Origin of the sequence: Paradesulfitobacterium ferrireducens (assembly GCF_017310645.1) — a bacterium.
Taxonomy (GTDB): domain Bacteria; phylum Bacillota; class Desulfitobacteriia; order Desulfitobacteriales; family Desulfitobacteriaceae; genus Paradesulfitobacterium; species Paradesulfitobacterium ferrireducens.
Genome location: NZ_JAFLRH010000040.1, coordinates 130014 through 154579 on the forward strand (window position 1 = coordinate 130014; position 24566 = coordinate 154579).

Here is a 24566-nt window from a genome sequence, read left to right on the forward strand (position 1 = left end):
AGTAGGCTCGAGGCTCGGAAAAGTGAAGACTACATAATGAGTGGAGGAAAAAAGAATGATGAGACGGAAAAAAGAGAGCGGCTTTACCTTGATCGAGTTAATGATCGTCATTGCAGTGATTGGGATTTTGGCAGTGGTGTTAGTGCCGAAGATGGGCAATATAAAAACGTCAGCAAAATTGACAGGAGTTCAAACGAATTATCGTTCTGTTACAAATGCTGTACAAAGTCTAAATCTGCAATTATCCACACTTGATACTACTACAGAATTAAATAATAAATTAAGTGGCATCTTCTCAGGTGACAATGCACTTAATAATCCTCTCTCGACCACTGTGGCTGCACTTGCAGTATCAGCTACAGATCCTTCAACAGTAACTAAAACAAATTTAATAGGTCAGGTATACGTTTTCGATAATAGAAGTAATGCAACTCCGGTAGTTACAATAACTGCGTATGATCAAAACGGGGATCCAATAGATGGTTTAGAAATGGATATTTCTCCAAGTAATTAGGATTAACAGATAAGCATACTATAAGGGTGTCTCGTACGCCCTTTTTCTATCTCAAGGAGGCACCCCTATGGCCATACGCCAGGAACGGAAACGCCTCGGCGAAATTCTGATCGCCGGCGGAGCCATTACCCAAGCTCAACTGGAAGATGCTTTGAAAGCCCAGAAAACTCTTGGCCTGCGTCTGGGTGAGGTCTTAATTAAACAAGGCTTAGTTACGGAAGATGATATCCTGCGCACGATGCAAAGCCAGTTAGGACTGCCTTCCATTGACTTAAACCGCGTTGTAGTTTCGGAGCAAATCCTCAAGATGCTGCCCGAAACGGTGGTGCGCAAATATACGGTATTGCCGGTTGAACTGACCAATGGACAATTGATGGTTGCCACCAGCGATCCAACGGATTACTATGCGTTGGATGACATACGGCTGGCATCGAGCATGATGATCAAGCCGTGCCTGGCTAAGAAAGGGGATATTCTGCGGGCGATTGACCGTTTTTACGGGCGCAGTGAAGCGGTGAAAGCCGCCCGTGAGTATGCCAAGCAGTTAGGAGTGGTCCCGTCGGCCGCGGCTGCCCAGACGGCTGCGGTGCTTCCACAAGGAACCGGGTTGGTTGCGGGGGAGAATGAGGATGAAGCGACTCCTATTATTCGTTTCCTCAATACCATCATCGAGAACGCGGTTAACAATTTTGCCAGTGACATTCATATAGAACCGATTGAAGAAGAGTTAAGAGTAAGGTTTCGGATTGACGGAGTCTTACGCGAGATTATGCGCACCCATATCGGGATGGCAGGGCCGGTGGTTAGCCGGGTTAAGATTATGGCTGATCTGAATATCGCCGAACGGCGGCTGCCCCAGGACGGTCGGATTTCCTACCTGACAGCCGGTAAAAATATCGACTTGCGGGTTTCGACCACTCCGACAATGTATGGGGAAAAGGTTGTCTTGCGGATTTTGGATAAGGCCAGTGTTATCTTGGAGAAAAGTGCCCTGGGCTTGCAAGGCCGGGATCTGGAGCTCTTTGACGAATTGAGTACCAAGCCATATGGAATTGTCCTGGTCACCGGCCCTACCGGCAGCGGCAAAACGACCACCCTATATACCATGCTTAATCAGCTGAATACCCCTGAAAAGAATATCGTCACCTTGGAGGATCCGGTTGAATTTAATTTCAAAGGCGTGAACCAAATGCAGGTTAACCCCAAAGCAGGATTGACTTTTGCGGCCGGATTGCGTTCTATTTTGCGTCAAGACCCGGATATTATCATGGTGGGTGAGATGCGGGACAATGAGACCGCCGAGATTGCGGTGCGCTCGGCTTTGACCGGGCACTTGGTTCTGTCCACGATCCATACCAATGATGCGGCCAGTGCCATCACCCGTCTGGTTGATATGGGGATCGAGCCATTTTTGATTTCCGCATCCCTTCTCGGAATCATCTCCCAACGGCTGGTGCGGCGTATCTGTCCGCAATGTGCGGCTGAATATGAAGCAAGCCCCAAAGAGATGAGCTTGCTTGGGCTTGAAGAAGGAGAAAAGGTCAGGCTGAAGAAAGGCCGGGGCTGCGCCTATTGCCATAACAGCGGCTATAAAGGGCGGATTGCTATTTTTGAGATAATGCGTATTACAGCAGGGCATCGGAATCTAATCGATACCCGGGTGACGGCAGATGAGCTGAAAGGATACGCTATTAATGAAGGAATGGTTACCTTAAAAGAAGCTGCGGCTCGGCTTGTGCTCCAGGGAGTGACCACGGTCGATGAGCTGCTGCGAGTGACGTATGTGAATGATTAAGGCTTGGCCAGGAGTGAAAGGGCGATGGAGTTTCGCTATAAAGTGATCAATGAACAGATGCAGATTGCGACCGGTGTTTTGGATGCGGTGGACTCGGAGGCTGCCAAACGCATCCTGGCCGATAACCAATGGCAGATGATCGAGCTCTCCGAAGTCAAGGGTTGGGGCAATTGGCTCGGCAGAGAGTTCAAAGGCAAAGTGAAATATGAATCGGTCTCAGCTTTCTGCAGCCAAATGGCCATGATGATTCGCTCAGGCGCTAATTTGGTGCGCGGCTTAGAGATTTTAGCCGCGCAGTCTGAAGACAAACGTTTGAAAGAGGTCATTGAAACGGTCTTCCGCAGCGTCAGCCGGGGAAATTCTTTGTCCCAGGCGATGCGCGAGAGCCGGGGTGCTTTGCCTGAACTTCTGGTCAATCTGGTCGCGGTCGGAGAGCAAAGCGGTATGCTGGATTCGGTCCTAACCAGCATGGCCGAGTATTATGAACGCGAGAATTTTATCCATAAAAAAATAGCGAGTGCAGCTATTTATCCTGTGATTATGTTAGTCGTGCTGATCGGTTTAATCGGCTTTTTCCTAGGTTTTATCCTGCCTGAGATTATGGATCTCATGACCCAAAACGGTCAAAAGCTGCCGGCCATTACCCAGCTGATTGTGGACAGTTCTACTTTCTTACGGTCGTACGGCTTGGTGCTGGTGGCTGTCCTTGCAGGTTTGGCGGCAGTGCTCTACCGGCTTTTTAAAATACCCAAATACCGTTATTACTTGGATAGTTTCTTATTGCGAGTGCCGCTTCTGGGCAAGAACACCCGTGCAGTCGTGACCGCTCGCTTTTCGAGGACGCTCGCTCTTTTTCTGCACTCGTCCATTCCGATCGTTCCGATTCTGAACTCGATGGAAAATATTGTAGGCAATGAGGTTCCCCGCCTGGCAGTGGTGCGGGCGCGGGAGCGGGTGATCCGGGGGGAGACTTTGGCCGCGGCTTTTGGCCAGGAAAAGTTCTTTGATCCGCTGGTCATTCAAATGATGTCGATCGGAGAAGAGACGGGGCGCTTGGAGGAATTGATGGAAGAAGTGGCGAATAACTATGATAAGCGGGTGGAAATCGGGATTGCTCGCATGGTAGCCTTGGTGGAGCCGATGTTTACGGTGCTCATTGGAATTTTTGCCGGAGGCATGATTATCTCGATCGCCTTGCCGATTTTCAATATGGCCAATGTTGTTAAGTAAGCATATTTTCTAAGCAGATAGGAAGTTTGCCATGATTTTTACTGGCAAAGTAAAAGGTACAAGGCTTAACCTGCAGACAGGGTTTACTTTGATCGAAGTGATGCTGGTAATTGCCGTAATCAGTATCCTTGCTGTAGTGGCTGTACCCAAATATCAAGTGCTTAGTGACCGGTATCACTTGGAATCCTCGGCCCAGATCGTGGCAGGGCGCTTGCGCTATGCAAAACAGGCTGCCATGGATTGGCGCAAGCCGGTATATGTCGGTTTGTTAAATAACGGGGTGCAGCTTTTTGATGATAGCGGTAACCCTATCGGTGATTTTCAAACCTTTGATTCCGGAATTACTTTTGCGGCTCAGCCGGGCTCCGGTCTGATCACAGTTCCGGGTACCTCCAATGTGGGAGTTGCTTTTGATTTCAGGGGATTTGTCCAGGCCAGCGGGTGCAGTTCCAATCCGGATTTCGCAGCGTGTATCCCTTTAACAAGTTCCCGCAGCAGCCAGAGTATTCTCGTCAATATCGGGACGGGCACAGGATATGTCACGGTGGGTGCTCCTTAAGCGGAAAGAAGGGTCAGGATGAGAGCGAGGAAATCTCAGCGGGGTATGACGATTCTTGAAGTGGTTTTTGCGCTAACGATATTAATGATTGGCATCGGATTTTTGGTTCAGAGCGACGCAGTATCCTACCGCTACCGGGCTCAAAGGGAGATCAGGCAGCAGATGCTTTTTTATGCAGCCGGACAAATCGAAGCCTTGGTGGAAAAGCAGAATGTTGCGGATTCAAGCCCTCCTTTCAGTAATTTTAACGTCCAGACCGATATGACAGCTGTAAATTCTCAACCTTCGGATAAAGTAACTCTCCAGCAAGTGCGCCTGACGGTGACAAGCAGCGGGACGGGCAATCCGGCACCGGTAAGTATTTATACATACAGGATCGTTGAGCCATGAGAAAGCGTAGACAAAGCGGTTTTACCCTCTTAGAAGTGATGATTGCAATCGCTATCTTTGGCTTTCTGATGCTTTATACCTCACAGCTTATGAGTCATGAAATTCACCTGTTTAATTCCGCCTTGAAAGAAAACGAACTGCAGCAGAAAGCCCGAACGGCGCTTATGCATACACTGGATGAAATCCGGCTCCATGCCTTTACCTTTTATTCCGATAGCGGTCAGGGAACAGACACCGGGGTGTATTACAGCGATACGGGTCAAAACGGCAGCATCAGAGCCCTGGTGATACAAAACCCTCACGACCCGGAGAGTTTGCCTGCGGGGACGGTTTATTGGGAAGCCGGCAGCCAGAGGCTTTGGTTTAAACGGGATGACACGGAGAAGTATTTAATCGCTGATCAGATTTCCGTTTTTAGTATTACCGAAGCGAGCTCTTCTGGCACGCGGCACTTAATTAAAATTGAAGTCACTGCGGGTGATGCGGGGACAGCGGAGTCTTACCGGCTCGTTACCTGGGCCCGTTTGTACTAGGATTATAGAAGTTTAAATGGGTGGTGTCACATGCGCCAAAGGGGTTCAGCCCTGCTAACATCTGTCGTCGTCATCATGGTCTTATTCCTCATTTCCGGAATATTTTTTTCTATAATAATGTATCAAACCCGGCTTGAAACATCGGAGGAAAAAGCGCTCAAAGCATATTATCTAGCAGAAGCAGGAATCAACTACGAAATAGCACAAGTCTTAAATCAGCCAACTCCACCGCCCCAAAACGATTCAGTGACAGTAAGTTCACCCTTTGGCTCCGATTACGGGGGGGAATTTACAGTGCAATGGGTTGACGACGGCAACGGCCATACATTTACCGTTACTAGTTCCGGCAGTTATCAGGGAACGAAGAGGACACTCAAAGAACAGTATAAGTACCCGCCGAAAGAGAGCCCGTGAGCGATAAAACGGAGGTGGAAAAAGTGAAAAGAGTGGGGCAAGGCATATGGCTTTCAATCGTCGTTCTTGTCATCTTGAGTTTATATCTCTCCGGTTGTTCAAACGGCTCCGGTAATAATTCCAAACCTTCTTCAGATTGTGACAAAAATAACGGGCGTACATTTGCCGTATCGGATATAAAGCCGGATGACGTAGGAAATGGCGATGGGAAAGGGAATCAAGGGGAATCCGGCCCAAAACCGGAGATATTCATCGCCGGCAAATATGTAAATCAAGCGTTTTCAGTCTATGTGTATGTGAGCAATAATGGTGAAAGAGCTAAGGATAACGCTGCCCGAAATGTCAGGGTCTTTCTGAGAAATGCTGAAACAGATGAAAACCTGAAAGAGTTTGGACCGTTTAATATTGATGAGGGTCAGTATTACCAATTACCAAATGTTACTTATGATAAACCGGCTCGTGTTTACTTTTATGTGCAGGGGGAAATTCATATTGGTAATAGTAATACGGATGAGAATCTCCTTTCTGAGCCAAACGATAAAAAAAATCTAGACGAAAAGGATGAAGACGAAGAAACAAAACATTGGCGTACAACCTGCGGTAAAAGCAATGAGTTTGATATTCTCTCTATATCCAGAACGCTTAAAATCGAGGGCTATAAAGACGCTGATTTGAAAGAACCCCTTAATGCCTCAAACCCTGATACCCAAGCTCCTACATTAAAAGCAGGGAATAAATTTTACCTTAAGCTCATTGCTCTGAAAGCAGATGGTGGAATTGACACCAACTTCTCATTTTCTAACCTGTCGTCCGGCTGGAAGCTTGTTGCAGAAAATGCTTCTACCGGAACGGTTGATCCGAATGACTTTAAGCTGATGCAAGATCTGCCGGAATCAGTTGGGCCCGGCATTGGTCGCATTCAAGCACAATTCGATGACGTGGGGATTATCAAGCTGAGAATGAAAGGAATTGAAGGAGTCGTTACTGAGTCAGCCCCAATAGGGCGGTTTATTCCTGATCATTTTGTGTTTAATCCGGAGGCGTCGAGTCCCATTTTCAAAGTCAGAGGAGATATTGGGGCAGCCTATGATTCCTTGCCTGATGAGGAACGCCTATGGGGATATATTGGAGAACCAATGGAACTTAAGGTATCCTTGAGGGCCGTATCGGCCGATGGACGTACGACTGAAAATTATGCCGGGGATTTTGATGAGTTTCAGAGCGTGCTTGGAAGTGTATCCAATCCAGGCTGGGGATTAAAGCTTAGCTCAGATACCGGAGATATCTCAGGACGTCTGAATTTGTCACCGCTTGGGGGATTTAGCGAAGGAGAAGCTTTCTTAAGCGCTAGTATCAAAGTAAGTAAAGGTTCGAGCAGCGAGGAAACCCTGAGAGGATTAAGCTTAAGTGTCCAGCCTTCGGATTTAGATGGGGTAGCCTTGGATACTGCGGTACAGGCAATGATTCAGGGAAAGTCCGGTTTACTTCCCGGGCCATTTAGCCTGTATGGAGGACGAATTCATGTGATCGGGGGCTATTATACTCAGCAGAATGTAACCGTACCTGTGGTCTTAGAGCGTTGGGATAATGGACAATTTATCAAAAATGATTGGGATTCTGAAAGTTCGATTGCCCAAGGTGGATTAAGCGGACAACCCGATGTTTTATCTATTTCTAATGAACAGATTCAATTTCACGATGGGACAAAGAACATCGCGGTTACCAATAACGGTGGCAGCAACATTACGTGTACTTTGGTTCCGGCTTTCTCAGGATCGGTTCCGTCTTATTTTGACTTCTACTCGGAAAACTTAGTCTGGGGACAAATCCTGAAGCCAGAAGCTCCGACAGGCGGAAGCATTATTTGGGAAAAAGAAGAACCATAACAATTTAGGCAAGAGGAGTAAAAGCACGTGTTCAAACGTCGGAAATGGGTTGCAGTCGTGCGTGACGATTCTTGGGTTATTGCTAAAATTGCACGAAGTAAGAATGAGATAAAGCTATTAAAGCTCAAGACCTGTGAAATTAAACAGACCAATTTTGACATCGGGCAAATCGAGCAAGGCACTCAATCCCCCATAAATTCCGATGCGGACAATATCCTTAAGTCTTGGCTGCGTCAGGAAAAAATTCCTCTGACCAAACTAGTAATAGCGCTTTCATGCCCTGGAGTCATTACCCGCATGATTACGATTCCTGTGCTCAAACCGAAAGAGCTCGATAAACTAATGACAGAACAGGTGGATCAGTATTTCACTTTAAATATTGAAGACTACATCGTGGACTATCGGATTTTGGAGAAAGTTGAAGAAGACGGACAGGAACGCCAGCGTATTCTGCTGGCAGCCCTGCCTAAATTCCAGTGGGGGAAATATTGGTTACAATGGGAGAAGATTGGACTTAAGCCCAGGGCTGTGGATTTAGTCGCAGACAGTCTGGCCCGGCTTTACGGAAGGCTAGGTTCGCCTACTGCAATTCGCGGAAAGAAAGCAGAAAAGCCGGCAATAGTAACCGATACAAGCAAGGTCAAAGTTGAAATAGGTGCTGCTGCATCCGAAAACGCGATGGAAGAGAGAGAAACCGGCGATCATATAAGCGAAGACGTGGCAATTATAGATCTAAACAGTGGAAGAGCAGAATTTATGTTATTGGAGCATGGAGTTCTTTTCTTGTACTCAGATCTGGAACTTCATTTGGAAGAATTTGCGGACTCTGTTCTTTCCGCGGACCACGCTTCCGAACCGGGAATTGTTACTCGGGAATGGGTGCGCTCCGAGATTGAGTTAACCTTAATGCCAGCCTTGCGTACAATCACAGATTTCTTAAATTTTTTTGCTGCCCGTCATTTTGGTAAACCCATTGACCGCGTCTATTTAACGGGAGAATATGCCAACTGGGGTTTCTTACCCGAGCTATTCGAAAGCAACTTGGAAGTACCTGTACAGGCGGGGTTTCCTCATGGCTGGAGGCCTAAGTTTAGCCGCAAATTGCGAGGAATCCAAAAAGATTGGATGAGGTATGGGAGCCTGTATGGGTTGGCTCTGCGGGAGGACTAGATGCAGCAAAAGACAGAATTCAATTTTTTATTAGCTTGGCAAAAACAGCAAGCCTTGGCTTCAGGGAAACGGATTTCCCAAACTTCAACCCTCATGATGGTGGCCCTGGTAACAGGTTTCTTGTTCATTTTGGGCGGAGCGAGCGCACCTTGGCTCTGGGAATATCATTTAACCCGGCAGCTAAACGCGCTCAATGCGCAAATAGCGGGAATGGCCAACGTTGAAACTAAAGTACAGCAGCTTACGTCACTTCAAACCCAGAAAAAGAAAGAAGAACAGCTTGAGGCTGACATAAAGAAAAATACCCAAGATCCCGGGCCGGTTCTGGATAAGCTGAGTAAGCTTTTACCCACGGGGACCAAGGTCAATGCTTTTTCTATGCCAGGGGATAACACGTTCAATGTAAATGTAACTGTTCTAACCCCAGTAGATGTAGCCAGATTATGGAGCAGTGTACGCGACTCAGGTCTGTTCGAGAATGTGGACATTAAAACGGTGTCTCTGGAAGACAAGGAACAGCAGTTAGCTTTAACTCTAAAGCTGAAACCTGGTAAGGAGTCGATAAATGGTACGAAGTAAAGTTCTTGGAGAGGTAAAGGTATGAAAAAGGAAAAAGTACAGATCATTGCCCTTGCCGTCCTCATCGGGTTCGGACTGATTTATGCTTACTATACTTACCTCCTGAGTCCGGAAATCAGAGTAATTAAGCAGAAGACAGGGCAGCTTGCTCAGCGTCAGGAGTATTATCTTCGCTTACAAAACTATGCCAAGAATGAAACGGGTCTGGATCAAGAAATTAAGACCCTTGAGCAAGAAATAAAAGGATTAAAAACTAAGCCAACAGGGCATTTAGACAAGCCCCAGATAATGGTTGATCTTTACGCCTTAGCGAAGGAGAAGGGGGTTTATCCCCAGACAGTGGCCTTTGCCGAGCCTCAGGTTAAGTCAGGACATATCGAATTACCCGTGACATTTACCTCACTTGGTCAGCCGGGTAATGTACTGGGTATGATTGCTACCTTAGTTGCTCAGAAAAATTCTAATTTAGCTGTGCAAGCGGTAAACCTTACCCAACAGCAAGGAGTATTGCGCGCGGAACTCAAACTAACGGGTTTTTATAGCGATGATATGCCACCCGCAGCAAAGCCTTCCTTCATGAACGCTTCCTTTGGTGTAGACAATCCGGCCCAGATGTTTCAGCCTTAATTATTAAAAGTCATTTACAGCCAACGATGCAGCCCAAAAATCTGACAAGAATTGTACTAGAGGAGTGGAACACATGGCAAATACTGAACCCTTTTTCCTAGAAAAGCAGTCAGATCACAGATTATCTGAACTCGAAATTGTACTTAAGGCTATCCTCGAAGGGGATTTTCGCCGCTAGACCATGTCAAGGCTACCGAATCTTCTTTTATGCCTTTAATTGATGCTTCGGAAAAACAGCAGACATATGTTCATGAAATAAGTAAAATGACTCAACTGATTCAGTCAGTGGCGACACAAAACTGATCTTTTGGCTCTGAATGCTGCCATTGAGGCCGCACGGGCGGGAGAACACGGCCGGGGCTTTGCCGTCGTTGCCACCGAAGTGCGCAAATTAGCTCATCAAACGAAACAGTCGGTAAAAGACATTACTGAAAAAATCAGAGCTCTTACGGAACAGACAGAGCACTGGCACTTGGTTCTGAATACAGTTGGAAAGGTTATTGGCTAAATTGTAATTATTTTTTTATTAGAAGCTTTAGGTTAAAAATATACCGGCGGCTGAATCGAAATATGGAAATGTTTACTGCAATGTAATTTAACAAAGAAAAAAGTGACTCTATAGCACTAAAGCCTAGCGGGGTCACTTTTTTATAACATCAATAGATTTTTAGCATAAGATCCCAAAAAAGGTTTTTTGGTAGATGCTGTATTTTTAGGCTAAATATCCTAGACTTTTCTATTATTTTGTTCTAAAATGAATAAAACAACCCGCGAAGCAATAAAATAGCTCTCGGAAAATTATCCGAGAGCGTACGATCTACGGGGGGAGTATAGATGAAGAAAAAGACTGGTTTTTTGAAAAGGGATAAAGTTAATAGCTTACAGTTAGATTTCCGAAATAGTTTGCGAGTATCTAAACTAAATGAATCCTTAGAGAGCAAGCTTTCAGAAAACTTTAAGATGCGGCCGGTTTTAGAATCCTTAAAAAAGCTTCTTTCTTTAGATTTTGCCGGAGTATGGTTGCTTTCATCGAGGGAGACAATAAAACTTCTGGATTATGTAGGTTTTCCGAACCTTAATCCGGAAATCCAAGAGTTTAATAGTAGTGGAGAGAAATCAGGCATAATCAACATACTATCCTATTTGGATTCTGTAGGTTTAAAGAAAACTATGATTTATCCGTTAATTGGCACTGATAAAGTAATCGATGGCTGGTTAATTTTGGGAGGGAATTTAACTAACGATTCCTATAACCGGGATATTCAGAATCTTGCAAATATTATTTCGACTATGATTCATAATAAGCAAAAGGCTATAGTCAGGGAACAAATTCATAGCATCGTAAAAAAACTTAGATTATTCTTTTGCATTGATATACTAAAGTTTACAAATGAGGAGTTAATGAGGGAATGCCTAGCAAGTATATTTTCTTCTGGTCTATTTGAAAATACTGAAATTCTTTTGAAACAGGATGGGGGTTATACATATGTAACTTTAACCGAAATCTGTTCATACCAAAGTAGTAATAGTATCCCTAAACGACTAAATGAACTAATTCGAAACGCTGAGGAAAAAGGCAGTGTTAATTTTATAGAACAAAGTTCCACTAATCACAAAGGGATTCAGGTTTGTTCAATCCCTATCTACGGATTAAAGAATGAATTTTTGGGGCTAGTGAATTTATACTGTAACAAAAAAATCGTTATGTTCAACCAAAGTCAAATTATTGATCTTGAAAGTATTGGATGGCTTTTTGGTCAACTTTTAGAATGGGCTAAAATTCATCGAAAAAAAGAAGATACAAGGAAAAAGTTAATGTCTCTTCAATTTGCTCTCCAGAAAGTTTCGGCAAATTTTGAGCTTTCAGAGGTTCTTAGCGAAATTGTTAAACTTGCTGCGCAAACACTTTCTGTGAACCTTTCCTGGATAAGCTTGGTCAAAAAAGAGACTACATTTTTGAGGCCAGACGCCTTCGTCGGTTTAGAAACTGAGTATATAAATAAAATTCAAGTAACAATAGACGATTCAGTTACGAGCAAAGGTCCATCCGGAAAAGCGATCAAAACAAAGGAACCTCAATTAGTGCGTGATACTCAGTTGGACCCCGATTTCGGTCCTTGGCGCGAGCAAACTGGGCAATACGGTTATCGTTCGATCCTAGCAGTACCTATCTTATTTGATAACAAGGCATTAGGGATGATTGCGGTTTATTCTTCTGAAGTTGATGCCTTTTCTGCAGAAGATATTGAAATTTTACAGGCATTTGCCGACTTTTCCGCGGTCGCTATTAACAATGCATGTTTAATCGATGAGCTTCAGCAAAGGTTAAAAAAGGAACAGGAAATGTGCCGAATTGCAGAAAACCATACCATTTTGTTAGAGGACTCTGTAAATGTCTTCCGGGAACTTTCGCGCTTATTATTAGAAGGGCAGACAATTGAGGCAATGATTATAACATTGGCTAGGCTGGTAGGTAATCCAGTCCGCGTAGAAGACCGGAGGAAGGTTGTATTCTGGGAAAGTGAGTTATCGGAAGATTTTCCGCCAATTGAACAAATATTAAAGCACCCAACTTTAGCACGCGAAAGATCTAGTCTTAGTAAAAGACTTGAACCGGTCTATCTGCAAGCAAATGCCAATCGGGGATATTCTCATGATATACTGGTAGCCCCGATTGTTCTTGGTCAAGAAGTTTGGGGTTACATCTCAATTTATTCATCAAATACTGTAATTAATAAATTTGGTTTTATGGTAATCGATAAAGCTGCAACGGTTTTAGGGATGGCCTTGCTCAAAGAAAAGATGGCATTGGAGATTAACGATCAGCTTGGACGGGGCTTTCTGCAAGATCTTGTTGAAGGTATAAAAAGTAAGGGCGAATTACTGCGTGAAGCTGGTTATTTTAATTATGACTTAACTAGTCCTAGTTATGGAATAGTTATTGATGTGGGGGTATTAATCAAGGGGGTGGCGTCAGCGCAGAGTTTGCTACGGCTAAAGACTCTTGAATCCCTTCGATCCTATCTGAAAAGTTATTTTGAATTTTCTTTAGTCGTGGCTAATGACCGTTTTGCTTTAATACTTATTGATAATTTAGGTACACAGGATAGACATTTGTCGGAAAAAGTTATTAAAGATATAAAGCAAGTGCTTATTAATTATGTACCTGACAATAACTCGGACTTTTTTACGATGATATTGGCAGGTCTAGTCACGGGAGTAAATGAAATAAGAACGGCTTTTATAGAAGCAACTCAACATATCGAAATTGCCAGGCTACTGAATAAACATGGACAAATTTTAACTCTCGAAGAATTGGGTATTTATGCCTTGATTTATAATACTTATCAAAAAGAGGGAATCGGCTGGTTAGAGCAATTCGTGTCAAAACATTTAGGTAAGCTTTTATTAAAAGATAGACATAAAGTAATGATTGAAACCTTACAGGAATTTGTAAACTTTGGAAAGCATGTCGACCAAATAGCGAGAAAACTATTTACTCACCCTAATACAATTAGTTATCGGATTAAAAAGATTGAAGAGTTACTCGAGGTCTCTTTTGACAATCAGGAACAAGTACATAAAATAATTTTGGCATTTAAAGGGTACGAATTACTACGGGGTTTAATGAATAGGAGTAATCCTCAAGGGAGTAATTTGTAATTATTTTATAAAAGGCTACGGCTTCAAAAGAATTGAAACGTGGCCTTTTGCGATTTGAAATTGGGCTTTGCCACAAATTTTGATGACTTTTGAAAAGCGAAAATTGGTTTTTGTCCTAAGGAATACATTAGAGGTTTTTGATATATTCAAAATAATTAATCAAATGATAAAAGGGGGTAAAACTTATGGCCCATGATCTAGTGGTTAAAAACGGAAAAATAGTTTATCCATGGGGAATTGTAGAAGGTGATATTGCTGTAAATGATGGGAGAATCTCTGTCATTTATGAAAAGGGCAGTACCTACGATGCGAAGGAAACAGTTGACGCTAGCGGGTTGCATGTACTTCCGGGGTTAATCGATACTCATGTGCATATCGGTTGGCCTGATTGGCCCTTCGAAGAAGATTTGGGACCGACTACTAAGGCCGCAGCAGCGGGTGGAGTGACTACGGTACTGAACTATGTGATGGCCCCTGAAAGTTTAGTAAAAGGAATAGAAGAGCAGAAACACAAGTTTGAACGAGGTTCATATGTGGACGGTTGCTTCCACGGTATGATTTTTTCCGAAAAAAATATTGAAGAAATTCCCGAAGCAGCACAAATGGGGGTTCGCTCATTTAAATTCTTTTTACCTTACCGCGGTTCCGAGGCAGTACCGCCGGCCGTTGGAATCGATGATGGAATTCTTTACACCGGATTTAAGAAGATTGCGGAGTTGAATCCGAAAGGTCGCGCTCTGTGCCACTGTGAAAATATTGAAGTCTTTTTCAAACTTAAAGATGAGTTTCTAAAACAACACAGGGAAGATATTGACTGGCATGATACCCGGCCAAACTTCTCAGAGGTGGAATCAATCCGGCGCGTTGCGTTTTTTGCCAAAGAAACCGGTTGTCCGGTATATATTGTCCATATGAGTGTTAAGGAAGGACCAGAAGAAATAAGACGCGCCCGGGCTGAGGGAGTTGATATTACAGGTGAAACATGTCCTCAATATTTAACTCTTACTAAACGGGCCGATCGGATACTTAGTAAAGTAAATCCGCCTTTAAGAGATACTGAAGACAATGAATCGCTGTGGCAGGGACTAAACGACGGTACTCTTAGCTGCTTAGGTTCGGATCATGCTCCATGTGCTAAAAAACATAAAACGGAATTCTGGTCTGCGGTGGTAGGCTTTGCCGGGGTTCAAACCATGTTGCCGGCTGTGCTTTCCGAAGGAGTTAACAAAGGCAGACTGACACTAGAAAAATTGGCCGAAATTACTCTGAACAATGCGCGGACTTTTGGTCTTCACCCTCGTAAAGGGGTATTATCCGTAGGTGCCGATGCTGACTTGACAATTGTTGATCTCAACAAAACGGTTCAAATTAAAGCGCAAAATCTATATCACATCTCAGATTTCACTCCGTTCGAAGACATGTCTCTCAAAGGGAACGCGGTCCTGACAATGGTTCGTGGTCAGGTGGTTGCTAAAGAAGGCAAGATTGTTGGTAGACCTACCGGAAAATTTATACCGGCTTACCAACAGGAACTCGGCTTATAAGGGGCGATTAGTGTGTTGGTAGCAGTTGCTCAAATCGATATTGCCTTTAAAGAGAAACAGTTAAATTTAGATAAGTGTATAGGCTATCTGCGACTAGCAGCTCGCCAGGGAGCGAAAATCGTTGTCTTTCCTGAATGTACTTTAACAGGTTACAATTTTTCGAGTTTTGAAGAAGCCTTATCCGTAGCTGAAGAAGTGCCCGGTGAGAGCACTCAGCGTCTAATTGAAGCATGTCGCGACCACGGAATTTCAGCTGTAATAGGATTGCTAGAACGGAGCAAAGACAAAGTCTATAATACTACTCTGCTAATAACATCTGAAGGATTGTTGGGTAAATATCGAAAAACTCATCTCCTTTGCTTAGGCGTAGACAGATTTACCTCCCAAGGAAACGAACTACCGGTTTTTGAAACAAAATTAGGGAAAATAGGGATGTTAATTTGCTATGACCAACGTTTTCCGGAACCTGCTCGAGCCTTGGCGTTACAAGGCGCCCAGGTTATTTTGAATCCGATGAATTTGCCGACAGGTGCAGAAGCATATCCAAACCACCTGTTTCAATCGCGGGCTTGTGAAAACAGGGTTTTCATTGTAGCAGCCAATAGGGTTGGAGTTGAAAACGGAGTGCGATTCATAGGACGCAGTCAAATCATAAATATTTTTGGCCAGGTTTTAGCAGAAGGAGATAATGTCGCAGAAAGTTTAATCACGGCTGAAATTATACCTTCACAAGCAGACCAAAAACATGTAATAAATCGGCCAGGAGAATATGAGTTTGATATTGTTGCCGATCGGCGACCTGAACTGTACAAAGTAATCACAAAGAAGTAATCATTTCAAGGGGGTTTAAAATAAGATGAACATGTTTTATTACGAGCCAAAAACTTTTCAAGAGGCTTGCGACCTTCTCAACAAATATCAAGATGACGCAAAACTAATAGCCGGCGGTCAGAGCTTGATGATTCTGCTTCGCCAGAAGGTAGTAGTTCCTGAACATTTGATTAATTTAAAAAACATTAAGGAAGGAGCTTATATTAAAGAGGAAGGGGGAGAGTTGAAAATTGGGGCTCTAACCACTCACCGTCAAATAGAAAAATCACCTTTAGTCCGTGAAAAGTTACCCGCATTTGCTGAAGTGTTTAGCGGAATTGGTTCGGTACAAGTGCGAAATTGGGGCACTATCGGCGGTAATCTTGCCCACTCTGATCCGGCCGGAGATTTAGCTCCAATATTAATGGTACTTGGTGCAAGAGTTAGGGTGATCAGCAAGAGCAACTCAAATGAAATGCCTTTAGAAAGTTTTATTACGGGTTATTTAGAGACAAAATTAAGAGCCAGCGAAATGCTACAAGAAATTATAATTCCTTTGTCTAAGGCAAAGAGCGGAATGGCTTATGAAAAGGAGTCTGTAAGAGCAGGCGATATGGCCATGGCTTCAGCGGCAGCCTTTATTGAAATTGGTTCAAAAGGTATTACTAGGGCTAAGGTTGTTGTCGGTGCTGTGGGCGAAATGCCAATTCGTCTTGAAAACCTCGAAAAAGAATTACAAGGACAAGGAAGCAAGGGAGAATTACACATCGATCCTAAATTTGATCAATCAATCATCCGAATGGATCCATATGTATCTAAAGAGTACAAATATGAAATTTCAAAGGTAAAATTGCGCAATGTTATTCAAACGGCTTTTGAACGTGCCAAGCAGGCCTGATAAAGGAGGAAAAGCTAAATGAAATACCCTTTAAAGCTTCACGTTAATCAAAGAACCTACAATCTGGAGGTCTATCCTTCGCAAAACCTTAGAGATGTACTTAGAGAAGAATTAGGGCTGACTGGAACCAAAGAGGGATGCTCTACCGGAAACTGCGGTGCCTGTACTGTCATAATGAATGGGATGTCTGTCAAATCATGTCTCATTCTTGCTCTTCAGGCGGATGGGAAAGAGATATTAACAGTTGAAGGTCTGAGTACAAACGGGCAATTGCATCCCTTACAAGAATCCTTTATTGATAAACAAGCTGTTCAATGTGGATATTGTACTCCCGGCATGTTAATGTCTGCCAAGGCTCTTCTAGATCAAAACCCAAATCCTACAGAAGAAGAAGTGCGCGATGGCCTCCATGGCAATATCTGCCGTTGTACGGGCTATGTCAAAATCGTAGAAGCTGTCTTAGATGCTGCAGAAAAGATCGGACAGTAAGTCGTTCGAAAGGGGGAAATATAAATGAGTGAATTAAATGTTGTTGGCAAAAGCGTTAAAAGGTATGATGCTTTGGAAAAGGTTACCGGAAAAGCGCCATTTGTTTATGACATGTTTTTACCTGACATGCTTTGGGCGAAAGTCCTAAGAAGCCCTTATCCGCATGCTAAAATTATTAAAATTGATACAACCGAAGCGGAAAAATTACCGGGTGTGGTTGGAATCCTGACTGCAGCTGACCTGCCTAAAACAAATCATGGAGCAGGCCTGATTGATGAACCGACTATGGCGATTGATAGGGTTCGTTTTGTGGGAGAACCCGTTGTGGCGGTTGCTGCGGAATCTGAGGACATTGCTCAGGAGGCCTTGACATTAATAGATGTCGAGTATGAAGAATTACCTGGCGTCTTTGATCCCGAGATTGCAATGCAAACCAATCCACCAAGTATTATTCATCCTGATTTGCGCAGTTATAGCTTTTCTCCCGTTGTCCCTCCTGCTTTTGATGATGACAAACCTAATGTATACAACCATTACAAAATACGTCATGGGAACCTTGAAGCCGGTTTTCAGCAAGCTGATGTCGTTATTGAAAATCGCTTTACGACAGCCATGATGCAACACTGCCAAATGGAACCGCATGTGGCAGTGGCCAGAGCCGAAGTAAATGGAGACATTACGGTATGGACTTCCGCCCAAACCATCTACGGAATCAAACAAATGCTTTGTGATGCGCTGCAAATGAGTTCTTCCAAGGTTCGAGTTATCGTTCCTTATGTCGGTGGAGGATATGGCGGAAAAGTGGAGATTAAGACTGAAGCTATTGCCGTCGGTCTGGCCATGAAAACCCGCAGGCCGGTGCGGTTTGCCTTTACTCGTGAGGAAGTGTTTACTTCTGCCTCGGTTCGCCATCCGTCGGTTATTTATGTTAAGGACGGAGTGAAAAAAGACGGAACCTTAGTTGCCCGAGAAGTTAAAGTCATACTTAATGGAGGTGCGTATTCGGCATACGGGTACCTGACCGTCCGCAATGCATCTTTCGGGGCGGTAGGAACCTATAAGGTTCCAAATTTCAAACTGGATTCTTATGGTGTTTATACTAATCTTCCAATTGGAGGCGCCTTCAGAGGTTTTGGCTCCAACCAAGTTTGCTGGGCGATTGAATGCCAGATGGATCGTATAGCCGATCATCTCAACATTGATCCTGTCGAACTTAGACGGAAAAACCTTCTTTCCGAAGGAGAAATTAATGTCAGCGGGGAAACCACTCACAGCTATGGCACCAAAGAATGTTTAGAGAAGGTAGTCGAAGAGATTGGTTACAATCAGCCAAAAGGAGAAAGTAAAGGACCATGGAAACGTGGGCGTGGGATTGGGCTTGCCAATAAATACAGTATTGCACCAACTTCATCTTGTGCAATTATTAAATTACATGATGATGGTTATGTCGAACTTCGAACCAGCGCTGATGAAATGGGACAAGGTTCACGAACAGTTTTGGCACAGATTGCAGCTGAGGAGTTTAACGTAGAGTTTGATAAGGTTAAGGTCGTAGCTGGGGATACCTTAATTACACCCTATGATCAAGGCTCAATATCCAGTCGTACCACGTATAATACCGGTAATGCAGTCCGGCTGGCATGTGAAGATGCGAAGAGACAACTGTTTAAACAGGCTGCTAAAAAGCTCGAGGCTCCACCTGAAAAACTTGAAACTGCTAACGGAAGGGTTTTCGTTAAAGGATCACCCGACCGGTCAATAGCTTTCGGCGACCTTTTCATTCCAACAATGTTTGCTTCGGGTAAGGTTCTAAAACAAGGCGCTGAGCTCCTAGGCAAAGCGACCTGGTATCAATTTGCCTCGGCCGAGGATAAAGAAACCGGCCAAGGAACAAGAGTTGTAGCCTTTTATATTCACGGGGCAACAGGTGCGGAGGTAGAGGTTAATGAAGAAACAGGAGAGGTTAGAGTAATTAAAGCTGTCAGTGCATTTGATATGGGTAAAGCTATAAATCCGGAATTGTGTGAGCAGCAAATTGAAGGTGGAATTGGCATGGGTATTGGCGCTGCCCTTTACGAAGAGATGGCATTCGACAATGGGGCGGTCTTAAACCCGAACTTTATGGACTACAAAATTCCGACTTCGAGGGAAATACCAGGGCCATCTAACGTTAAAAGCTTCATTGTAGAAGCAAATCATCCCGATGGACCTTTTGGAGCAAAAGGAATCGGTGAAGGGGTTACGATTTCAGTTGGACCTGCGATTCAGGCAGCAATTAATGATGCTGTAGGAATCCGCTTAGGCGATATGCCAATGACTAGAGAACGTGTCTTTCAAGCTTTATCAAGAAAAAAAGCTTGATAATCAAAGGGTTATAAGGAGGGAGACTTAATCCCTCCTTGGCCCAAAATAGGAGGTATCATTATGAACATTTCGACCAGTTTTCAAACACCAGTGCCGATTCAGGGAGTTTGGGAAGTGATTTTTGATCCATATAACATTGGTAAGACAATTCCAGGCTGTGAAGAAGTAGAAGTCAGAGAGGACAACACTTATTTAAGTAAGGTAACCGTGAAGGTGGCATATATTAAGGCCAAATTTAAATTACTAAGCAAAATTGTTGAAGAGGAAGCCCCTACTCGCATAGTAACTTATACAATTGGCGAGGGAATTGGTCTTTTAAGCAATGTCAGTATGACTACTACTCTCGAACTTAACTCATTGAGTGAGGACTCAACGGAAGTAGTTATCAATGCAGAGTTAAATGTAACCGGAACGCTGGCTAATCTGGGTGCACGGATTATGCGGGCCAAAGTAGAAGGCATGGTTGACGATTGGCGACTAAGTATGAAACAGCTTATTGAAGACATTAATAACCCGTTAAAAAAAGTTAGCGGCCAAGAAACAATTCATTTTTAGAGAAAGATGGGTTAGGCGTTGGTAAAAGAACACACAATTTTAGGAATTGCCAACGCCTTTTTCAAAATTGATGTTCGTGGGGAATACCAAGCCCTTCAGTATCCGGGAACTTTTCGGAAGATTCAATAAATTAGTGGGGGAGAGCTAATTGTCCCGTTTTAAGTATCGAACTTACACAAAAACTTGTCTTGAGGAGGAGTTTGAATGAGTGAGAATGCAGGGACGGTAGTTTTTCAAATGATTTTTGCCATTGTTTTATTCATTGTACTAACTATAGTGATTAATGCAGTGGTTTCTAGAATGAAAGTTGTTAAGGATATCGAAAGTTATTTAGTATCTGGGCGCATGTTACCATGGCCTTTGACCACGGCAATTTTAGTGTCAGCCTGGATATTCACTTCCTCTACCATGGGTGCGGCTGAATCTAGTCTTAGTTTTGGTGCGAGTGGTTTATGGATGTATTCGATGTACGGTTTATCCTTGTTGGCTGTCGGCCTAATTATTCCCCGTTTTAAGAAGATCAGTGACAGATTGAATATTGACAGCCTTACGGATTTTATAAAAAATCGCTACAATGACAAAAATTATTGGCTTTTTCTACTAATTATTTGGATAGGGTCATATCTTACACTTTTATTTAATGTTAGTGGGGCTGGATTTGTGATCAGTGGTCTTAGCGGTGGAGTTGTTCCATATTGGGTAGGCCCTGCTGCCTTAGGGATAATTACGATGATTTATCTCGTAAGGGGTGGACTATGGAGTACGGCTTTGGCTTCCTGGATATTCGCGCTTATTGCCAGTATAGGTGTCGTAGCAAATATCCCGTTTATTGTCGACGGTGCCGGAGGAACTTCAGCAATTCTTCAATATGCAAGCGCGTCTGCACAGAAGTTAGCAAAGCCTGAAGTATTAAGTCTATGGAACCCTGAAGGAGCAAAAGTATTTCTCTTAGCAACAATACTCTATGGTTTTTCCGGTTGGGCTGTACAAGAATGGTACCAACCAGGGATTGCCAGCCAACCGAAAAAAATAAGAAGAGCTTACATGTTTGCGTTTTTTTGGGTAATTTTAATTACTTCCTTGTCAGGAGCAATGGGCTTTATAGGTTTTGCCTTGGTTAATTCCGGACAAATTAGCGCACCGGCTACTAGCAGTGAGATATATCCTTATTTAACAGCACTATATTCCCCAAAAATAATTCAATTGTTAATGATGTTCATGGTTTTTGCGGCAGGCAGCGGAACAGTTGCAGTAACAGCATTGGCTCAATCGACAATGCTAAAAGGAGCCTACGATCTCTTACGCGAACGCAATCAAACGAAGGCAATTGATAACCAAATCGTATTATCAAGATTAAAGTATTACATCGTGGTTGCTATTCTAGTCGCCATTATTTTCAGTGCGGTCATTAAACCTTCAGTATTGTTTATGGTGCTTTTAGCTTGTGCAGTCTACGCACCGTTAGGGATACCTATGATGCTGACAATCTTTTGGAAAGGCGTTAACCGCCAAGGCTTATTCTGGGCCGTTTTAATTGGCGAAATTGTGACAATATATCTTTTCTTTGCTGAATCGCCGGGGATAGCCACTCTAGCAGGGACTATCATCGGTACGGTCATTACGGTTTTGTGGTCTGTAATAGCTCCCGCAAAATCCGAACAAACACAGATATTTCTAGATCAACAGATCCAAGGTTGACCTAACAATTAAAGAACGTCAATTATTGTGAAGGCATCGGGTTAAATAATTTTAATTAAGTGGGTTTTGAACCCAGGAGGAGGAGTTAGCATGTTAAGTGAAGGATTATTTAGTTTTTGGATTTGGGGGAGCTTTACTGGAGTAATTGTACTCCTCGTTTGGAGTTTAGTTCATGTCCCAGTTTCGTTAAAAAGAATGAAATAGGCAAATTAATTAGACTGGAACTTTCAAAAGGTAAATCTAAAAAAAAGTACTGTTTGCCAGGTTAATAATGCAAATAAAGTAAGGAGAGGTTAAAATGCACACAGCAAAGATATTCCAACCAATTCAGGTGGGGTCAATGACCGTGAGAAACAGGATAGTTATGCCTCCTATGAGTACTCGGTTATCCAATACCGATGGATCAGTTACGCCACGGTTACTAGACTACTACGAAACCAGAGCAAAAGGTGGAGTTGGGGCAATAATAGTAGAGTATAGCTATATAGACGAAGAAGCAAGTAAAGCAGCGGTTTGTCAGTTAGGTGTATATAGTGATAATTTGTTACCTGGTCTAAGTGAATTGGCTGAAGTCATAAAATTTCACGGTGCAAAAGCCTTAATGCAGTTATGTCATGGAGGTGGTCAATCTCCGAGCTATCTCATTAAACAATCTCCTTTGGCTCCCTCCGCGATTCCATCGAAATCCGGGGAATTTGCCAAGGAGTTGAACATTCAACAAATTAAAAAAATTGTTAACTCTTTTGGAGAAGCCGCCTTACGTGTCAAAAAGGCAGGTTTTGACGGAGTGGAAATCCATGGAGCCCATGGGTATTTGATTAACCAGTTTTTGTCTCCGCGGTTCAATAAAAGAACTGACGCCTATGGACCAAATTTTAATGCCAGGGTAAGATTTCCCCTGGAGATTGTCCACGAGATTAGGAAAAAGGTAGGCAAGAAATTTACGGTTGGGTTTCGGCTGAATGTTGATGACTACCTGGTTGATGGGATTACGCTGGAAGAAAGCAAACAATTCGTTAAAATGCTCGAAGAAGCAGGAATTGATTACATCCATGCTTCAGCGGGCACCTATGAATCCCACCAGTTCATGATTTCGCCTTCTTACCTAAAACGGGGCCATCTAGCCGATTTGGCCAGGGAAATGAAGCAAGTTGTCAGCATTCCGGTTATTTCAGTGGGGGGTATTAACCACGAAGTTGGGCCACAAATCATTGAGAACGGAGATGCAAACTTAGTAGCCATGGGAAGGGCCTTAGTGGCTGATCCGGATTTGCCCAATAAACTGAAAGACGGCCGACTGGAAGAAGTTCGTCCTTGCATTCGGTGTAACGACGGCTGCATTGGACGGTTCTTTCAGGGCAAGACCATGCGTTGCGCCACCAATCCGGCAACCGGCAGGGAAAGCAGTTTTTCAATGGATCCAGCTCGCGAAAGTAAAAAGATTGTTATTGTTGGCGCCGGTGTGGCAGGGATGGAATTTGCCAGAATCGCCAAGCAAAAGGGACATGAGGTCGCTATTTTTGAGAGGAACAGCAATGTAGGTGGAAATGCCGCCATTGCTGCCGTACCTAAGTTCAAGCAAGATGTGAAGAATTTGATTGCTTGGTACAAACACCAAATACAATCATTAAATATTGACCTTAGGCTCTCACAAGATGCCAGGCTGGGGGATATTCAGAGGTTGGAGCCGGATATTCTGGTTTTGGCCACTGGTTCGGAGCATTTTATTCCGAAGATTCAGAAGATAAATAGTCGAAAGGTTGTTACCGCCTCCGATGTCCTTACCGGCAAGGCGAAAGCCAAAGGAAAGGTGGCCATTATAGGCGGCGGTCTCGTTGGCGTTGAAACCGCACTGTACTTAGCTAAGGAAGAACCTGGCTCGATACAAGGGATAACAATTTTGGAGATGATGGAGGAAATAGCCTTCGATGTAGTCAGTGTTAACAAACTTGAAATAAAAAGGCAAATCAAAGAAGAAGATATCAAAATAATTACCTCTGCAAAAGTAACGAGCATTACCGAAAGTGGCTTGGAATACTCCGATGAAGATCAAAAGACCATTGCAGTTGATGCCGACGCAATCATTTTAGCAGTAGGGTTTGTGGCAAGGGAAGGCCTTGCTGCAGATTTTAGAGACGCTGCGCCTGCAGTATATGTTATTGGGGATAGCAAAAAACCTGGCAAAATAATTGACGCCATTAATGAGGCAGCAGAATTGGCAATCAATCTGTAGATGCGAGCAGAGTTTCGCGAGTAGGAGGTGAGAATGATCAGGTAAGTAAACATTAAAGTCTTGGGTCATCGGACTCGGCGAATGCTGAGAGCCTATCAGTAAATCTAAAGGAGGGTATATAAAAATATGGAGGCTGTATCAAGCAAAATTGTTAACATACTTGTTAATGGCAACAATTATGAGGTGACTGTTGCTTCTAATGACACACTATTAACTGTTTTAAGGGATAAACTTGGTCTTACTGGAACCAAGTTTGGATGCGGTAACGGAGAATGCGGGGCATGTACTGTGCTGATTGATGGGGAGGCTGTAAATTCCTGTTTAGTGCTGGCACTAAACTGTGAAGGTAAGGAAATTCAAACAATAGAGGGGTTAGCAAGTAGTAATGGTGATTTACACCCTATTCAACAAGCTTTTGTCGATAATTTTGCGATTCAGTGTGGATTTTGCACTCCTGGTATAATTATGTCTACTAAGTCTTTACTTGAAAAAAATCAAAATCCTACTGAATATGAAATAAGGGAAGCTGTCAATGGCAATATTTGCCGGTGTACTGGGTATGAAAACATTGTTAAAGCTGTCTCGGCTGCTGCAGAGACTTTAAGGGGGAAATAA

Annotated in this window: 22 protein-coding genes; all 22 read left to right on the forward strand. The window is 43.5% G+C overall.

Going from position 1 to position 24566, the window contains the following annotated elements:
- The first annotated feature begins 55 nt into the window (after positions 1–55).
- The 22 genes from J0X21_RS13355 (at position 56) to J0X21_RS13460 (ending at position 24566) form a co-directional block, all read left to right on the forward strand.
- Positions 56–514, forward strand: a complete 459-nt coding sequence (locus tag J0X21_RS13355; RefSeq protein ID WP_206812691.1) for a type II secretion system protein — start codon at positions 56–58, stop codon at positions 512–514.
- A 67-nt stretch (positions 515–581) separates the two neighbouring features.
- Complete coding sequence (locus J0X21_RS13360; RefSeq protein WP_206812692.1) at positions 582–2309, forward strand: GspE/PulE family protein; 1728 nt, start codon at positions 582–584, stop codon at positions 2307–2309.
- A gap of 24 nt (positions 2310–2333) precedes the next feature.
- Positions 2334–3539 carry a type II secretion system F family protein gene (locus tag J0X21_RS13365; protein ID WP_206812693.1) on the forward strand — a complete coding sequence of 402 codons (1206 nt, stop codon included), beginning with the start codon at positions 2334–2336 and terminating at the stop codon, positions 3537–3539.
- 31 nt (positions 3540–3570) lie between these two features.
- The gene (locus tag J0X21_RS16105) at positions 3571–4098 is read left to right on the forward strand and encodes a pilus assembly FimT family protein (protein WP_328812932.1); all 528 of its coding nucleotides are present in this window, start codon (positions 3571–3573) and stop codon (positions 4096–4098) included.
- 18 nt (positions 4099–4116) lie between these two features.
- On the forward strand, positions 4117–4488 hold the full coding sequence (locus J0X21_RS13375; protein WP_206812694.1) for a type IV pilus modification PilV family protein: 372 nt from the start codon (positions 4117–4119) through the stop codon (positions 4486–4488).
- Positions 4485–5021: a PilW family protein gene (locus J0X21_RS13380; protein WP_206812695.1), complete on the forward strand. Its 537-nt coding sequence runs from the start codon at positions 4485–4487 to the stop codon at positions 5019–5021. Before J0X21_RS13375 ends, J0X21_RS13380 begins: the two co-directional genes overlap by 4 nt.
- Before the next feature lie 30 nt (positions 5022–5051).
- Complete coding sequence (locus J0X21_RS13385; protein ID WP_206812696.1) at positions 5052–5435, forward strand: hypothetical protein; 384 nt, start codon at positions 5052–5054, stop codon at positions 5433–5435.
- 23 nt (positions 5436–5458) lie between these two features.
- Positions 5459–7321: a DUF6701 domain-containing protein gene (locus tag J0X21_RS13390; RefSeq protein WP_206812697.1), complete on the forward strand. Its 1863-nt coding sequence runs from the start codon at positions 5459–5461 to the stop codon at positions 7319–7321.
- A 27-nt stretch (positions 7322–7348) separates the two neighbouring features.
- On the forward strand, positions 7349–8491 hold the full coding sequence (gene pilM, locus J0X21_RS13395; protein WP_206812698.1) for a type IV pilus biogenesis protein PilM: 1143 nt from the start codon (positions 7349–7351) through the stop codon (positions 8489–8491).
- Positions 8492–9070: a PilN domain-containing protein gene (locus J0X21_RS13400; RefSeq protein ID WP_206812699.1), complete on the forward strand. Its 579-nt coding sequence runs from the start codon at positions 8492–8494 to the stop codon at positions 9068–9070.
- Between the two features lie 21 nt (positions 9071–9091).
- Positions 9092–9697, forward strand: coding sequence for a hypothetical protein (locus J0X21_RS13405; protein WP_206812700.1), 606 nt, complete (start codon positions 9092–9094; stop codon positions 9695–9697).
- Between the two features lie 307 nt (positions 9698–10004).
- Positions 10005–10205 (forward strand): methyl-accepting chemotaxis protein, encoded by a 201-nt coding sequence (locus J0X21_RS16110; RefSeq protein ID WP_328812936.1) that lies wholly within the window; start codon positions 10005–10007, stop codon positions 10203–10205.
- 326 nt (positions 10206–10531) lie between these two features.
- The gene (locus J0X21_RS13415; protein WP_206812701.1) at positions 10532–13360 is read left to right on the forward strand and encodes a GAF domain-containing protein; all 2829 of its coding nucleotides are present in this window, start codon (positions 10532–10534) and stop codon (positions 13358–13360) included.
- Positions 13361–13545: 185 nt separating this feature from the next.
- Positions 13546–14904, forward strand: coding sequence for a dihydroorotase (locus J0X21_RS13420; RefSeq protein WP_206812702.1), 1359 nt, complete (start codon positions 13546–13548; stop codon positions 14902–14904).
- Between the two features lie 12 nt (positions 14905–14916).
- The gene (locus J0X21_RS13425; protein WP_206812703.1) at positions 14917–15735 is read left to right on the forward strand and encodes a carbon-nitrogen hydrolase family protein; all 819 of its coding nucleotides are present in this window, start codon (positions 14917–14919) and stop codon (positions 15733–15735) included.
- A 25-nt stretch (positions 15736–15760) separates the two neighbouring features.
- Positions 15761–16612 carry an FAD binding domain-containing protein gene (locus J0X21_RS13430; RefSeq protein ID WP_206812704.1) on the forward strand — a complete coding sequence of 284 codons (852 nt, stop codon included), beginning with the start codon at positions 15761–15763 and terminating at the stop codon, positions 16610–16612.
- Positions 16613–16630: 18 nt separating this feature from the next.
- On the forward strand, positions 16631–17101 hold the full coding sequence (locus tag J0X21_RS13435) for a (2Fe-2S)-binding protein (RefSeq protein ID WP_206812705.1): 471 nt from the start codon (positions 16631–16633) through the stop codon (positions 17099–17101).
- Between the two features lie 24 nt (positions 17102–17125).
- Complete coding sequence (locus J0X21_RS13440) at positions 17126–19462, forward strand: xanthine dehydrogenase family protein molybdopterin-binding subunit (RefSeq protein WP_206812706.1); 2337 nt, start codon at positions 17126–17128, stop codon at positions 19460–19462.
- 63 nt (positions 19463–19525) lie between these two features.
- Complete coding sequence (locus J0X21_RS13445; RefSeq protein WP_206812707.1) at positions 19526–20020, forward strand: CoxG family protein; 495 nt, start codon at positions 19526–19528, stop codon at positions 20018–20020.
- Positions 20021–20224: 204 nt separating this feature from the next.
- Positions 20225–21718: a sodium:solute symporter family protein gene (locus tag J0X21_RS13450; RefSeq protein WP_206812708.1), complete on the forward strand. Its 1494-nt coding sequence runs from the start codon at positions 20225–20227 to the stop codon at positions 21716–21718.
- Positions 21719–22016: 298 nt separating this feature from the next.
- Positions 22017–23951, forward strand: a complete 1935-nt coding sequence (locus J0X21_RS13455; RefSeq protein ID WP_206812709.1) for an NAD(P)/FAD-dependent oxidoreductase — start codon at positions 22017–22019, stop codon at positions 23949–23951.
- 126 nt (positions 23952–24077) lie between these two features.
- A complete protein-coding gene (locus J0X21_RS13460) occupies positions 24078–24566 on the forward strand; it encodes a (2Fe-2S)-binding protein (protein WP_206812710.1) in 489 nt (162 codons plus the stop codon).

Coding starts and splice junctions, on each gene's coding strand:
- J0X21_RS13440 (WP_206812706.1), top strand. CDS start 17,126: ATGAGTGAATTAAATGTTGTTGGCAAAAGCGTTAAAAGGTATGATGCT.
- J0X21_RS13435 (WP_206812705.1), top strand. CDS start 16,631: ATGAAATACCCTTTAAAGCTTCACGTTAATCAAAGAACCTACAATCTG.
- J0X21_RS13405 (WP_206812700.1), top strand. CDS start 9,092: ATGAAAAAGGAAAAAGTACAGATCATTGCCCTTGCCGTCCTCATCGGG.
- J0X21_RS13415 (WP_206812701.1), top strand. CDS start 10,532: ATGAAGAAAAAGACTGGTTTTTTGAAAAGGGATAAAGTTAATAGCTTA.
- J0X21_RS13455 (WP_206812709.1), top strand. CDS start 22,017: ATGCACACAGCAAAGATATTCCAACCAATTCAGGTGGGGTCAATGACC.
- J0X21_RS13445 (WP_206812707.1), top strand. CDS start 19,526: ATGAACATTTCGACCAGTTTTCAAACACCAGTGCCGATTCAGGGAGTT.
- J0X21_RS13420 (WP_206812702.1), top strand. CDS start 13,546: ATGGCCCATGATCTAGTGGTTAAAAACGGAAAAATAGTTTATCCATGG.
- J0X21_RS13375 (WP_206812694.1), top strand. CDS start 4,117: ATGAGAGCGAGGAAATCTCAGCGGGGTATGACGATTCTTGAAGTGGTT.
- J0X21_RS13430 (WP_206812704.1), top strand. CDS start 15,761: ATGAACATGTTTTATTACGAGCCAAAAACTTTTCAAGAGGCTTGCGAC.
- J0X21_RS13400 (WP_206812699.1), top strand. CDS start 8,492: ATGCAGCAAAAGACAGAATTCAATTTTTTATTAGCTTGGCAAAAACAG.
- J0X21_RS13380 (WP_206812695.1), top strand. CDS start 4,485: ATGAGAAAGCGTAGACAAAGCGGTTTTACCCTCTTAGAAGTGATGATT.
- J0X21_RS13460 (WP_206812710.1), top strand. CDS start 24,078: ATGGAGGCTGTATCAAGCAAAATTGTTAACATACTTGTTAATGGCAAC.
- J0X21_RS13355 (WP_206812691.1), top strand. CDS start 56: ATGATGAGACGGAAAAAAGAGAGCGGCTTTACCTTGATCGAGTTAATG.
- J0X21_RS13450 (WP_206812708.1), top strand. CDS start 20,225: ATGAGTGAGAATGCAGGGACGGTAGTTTTTCAAATGATTTTTGCCATT.
- J0X21_RS13385 (WP_206812696.1), top strand. CDS start 5,052: ATGCGCCAAAGGGGTTCAGCCCTGCTAACATCTGTCGTCGTCATCATG.
- J0X21_RS13365 (WP_206812693.1), top strand. CDS start 2,334: ATGGAGTTTCGCTATAAAGTGATCAATGAACAGATGCAGATTGCGACC.
- J0X21_RS16105 (WP_328812932.1), top strand. CDS start 3,571: ATGATTTTTACTGGCAAAGTAAAAGGTACAAGGCTTAACCTGCAGACA.
- J0X21_RS13360 (WP_206812692.1), top strand. CDS start 582: ATGGCCATACGCCAGGAACGGAAACGCCTCGGCGAAATTCTGATCGCC.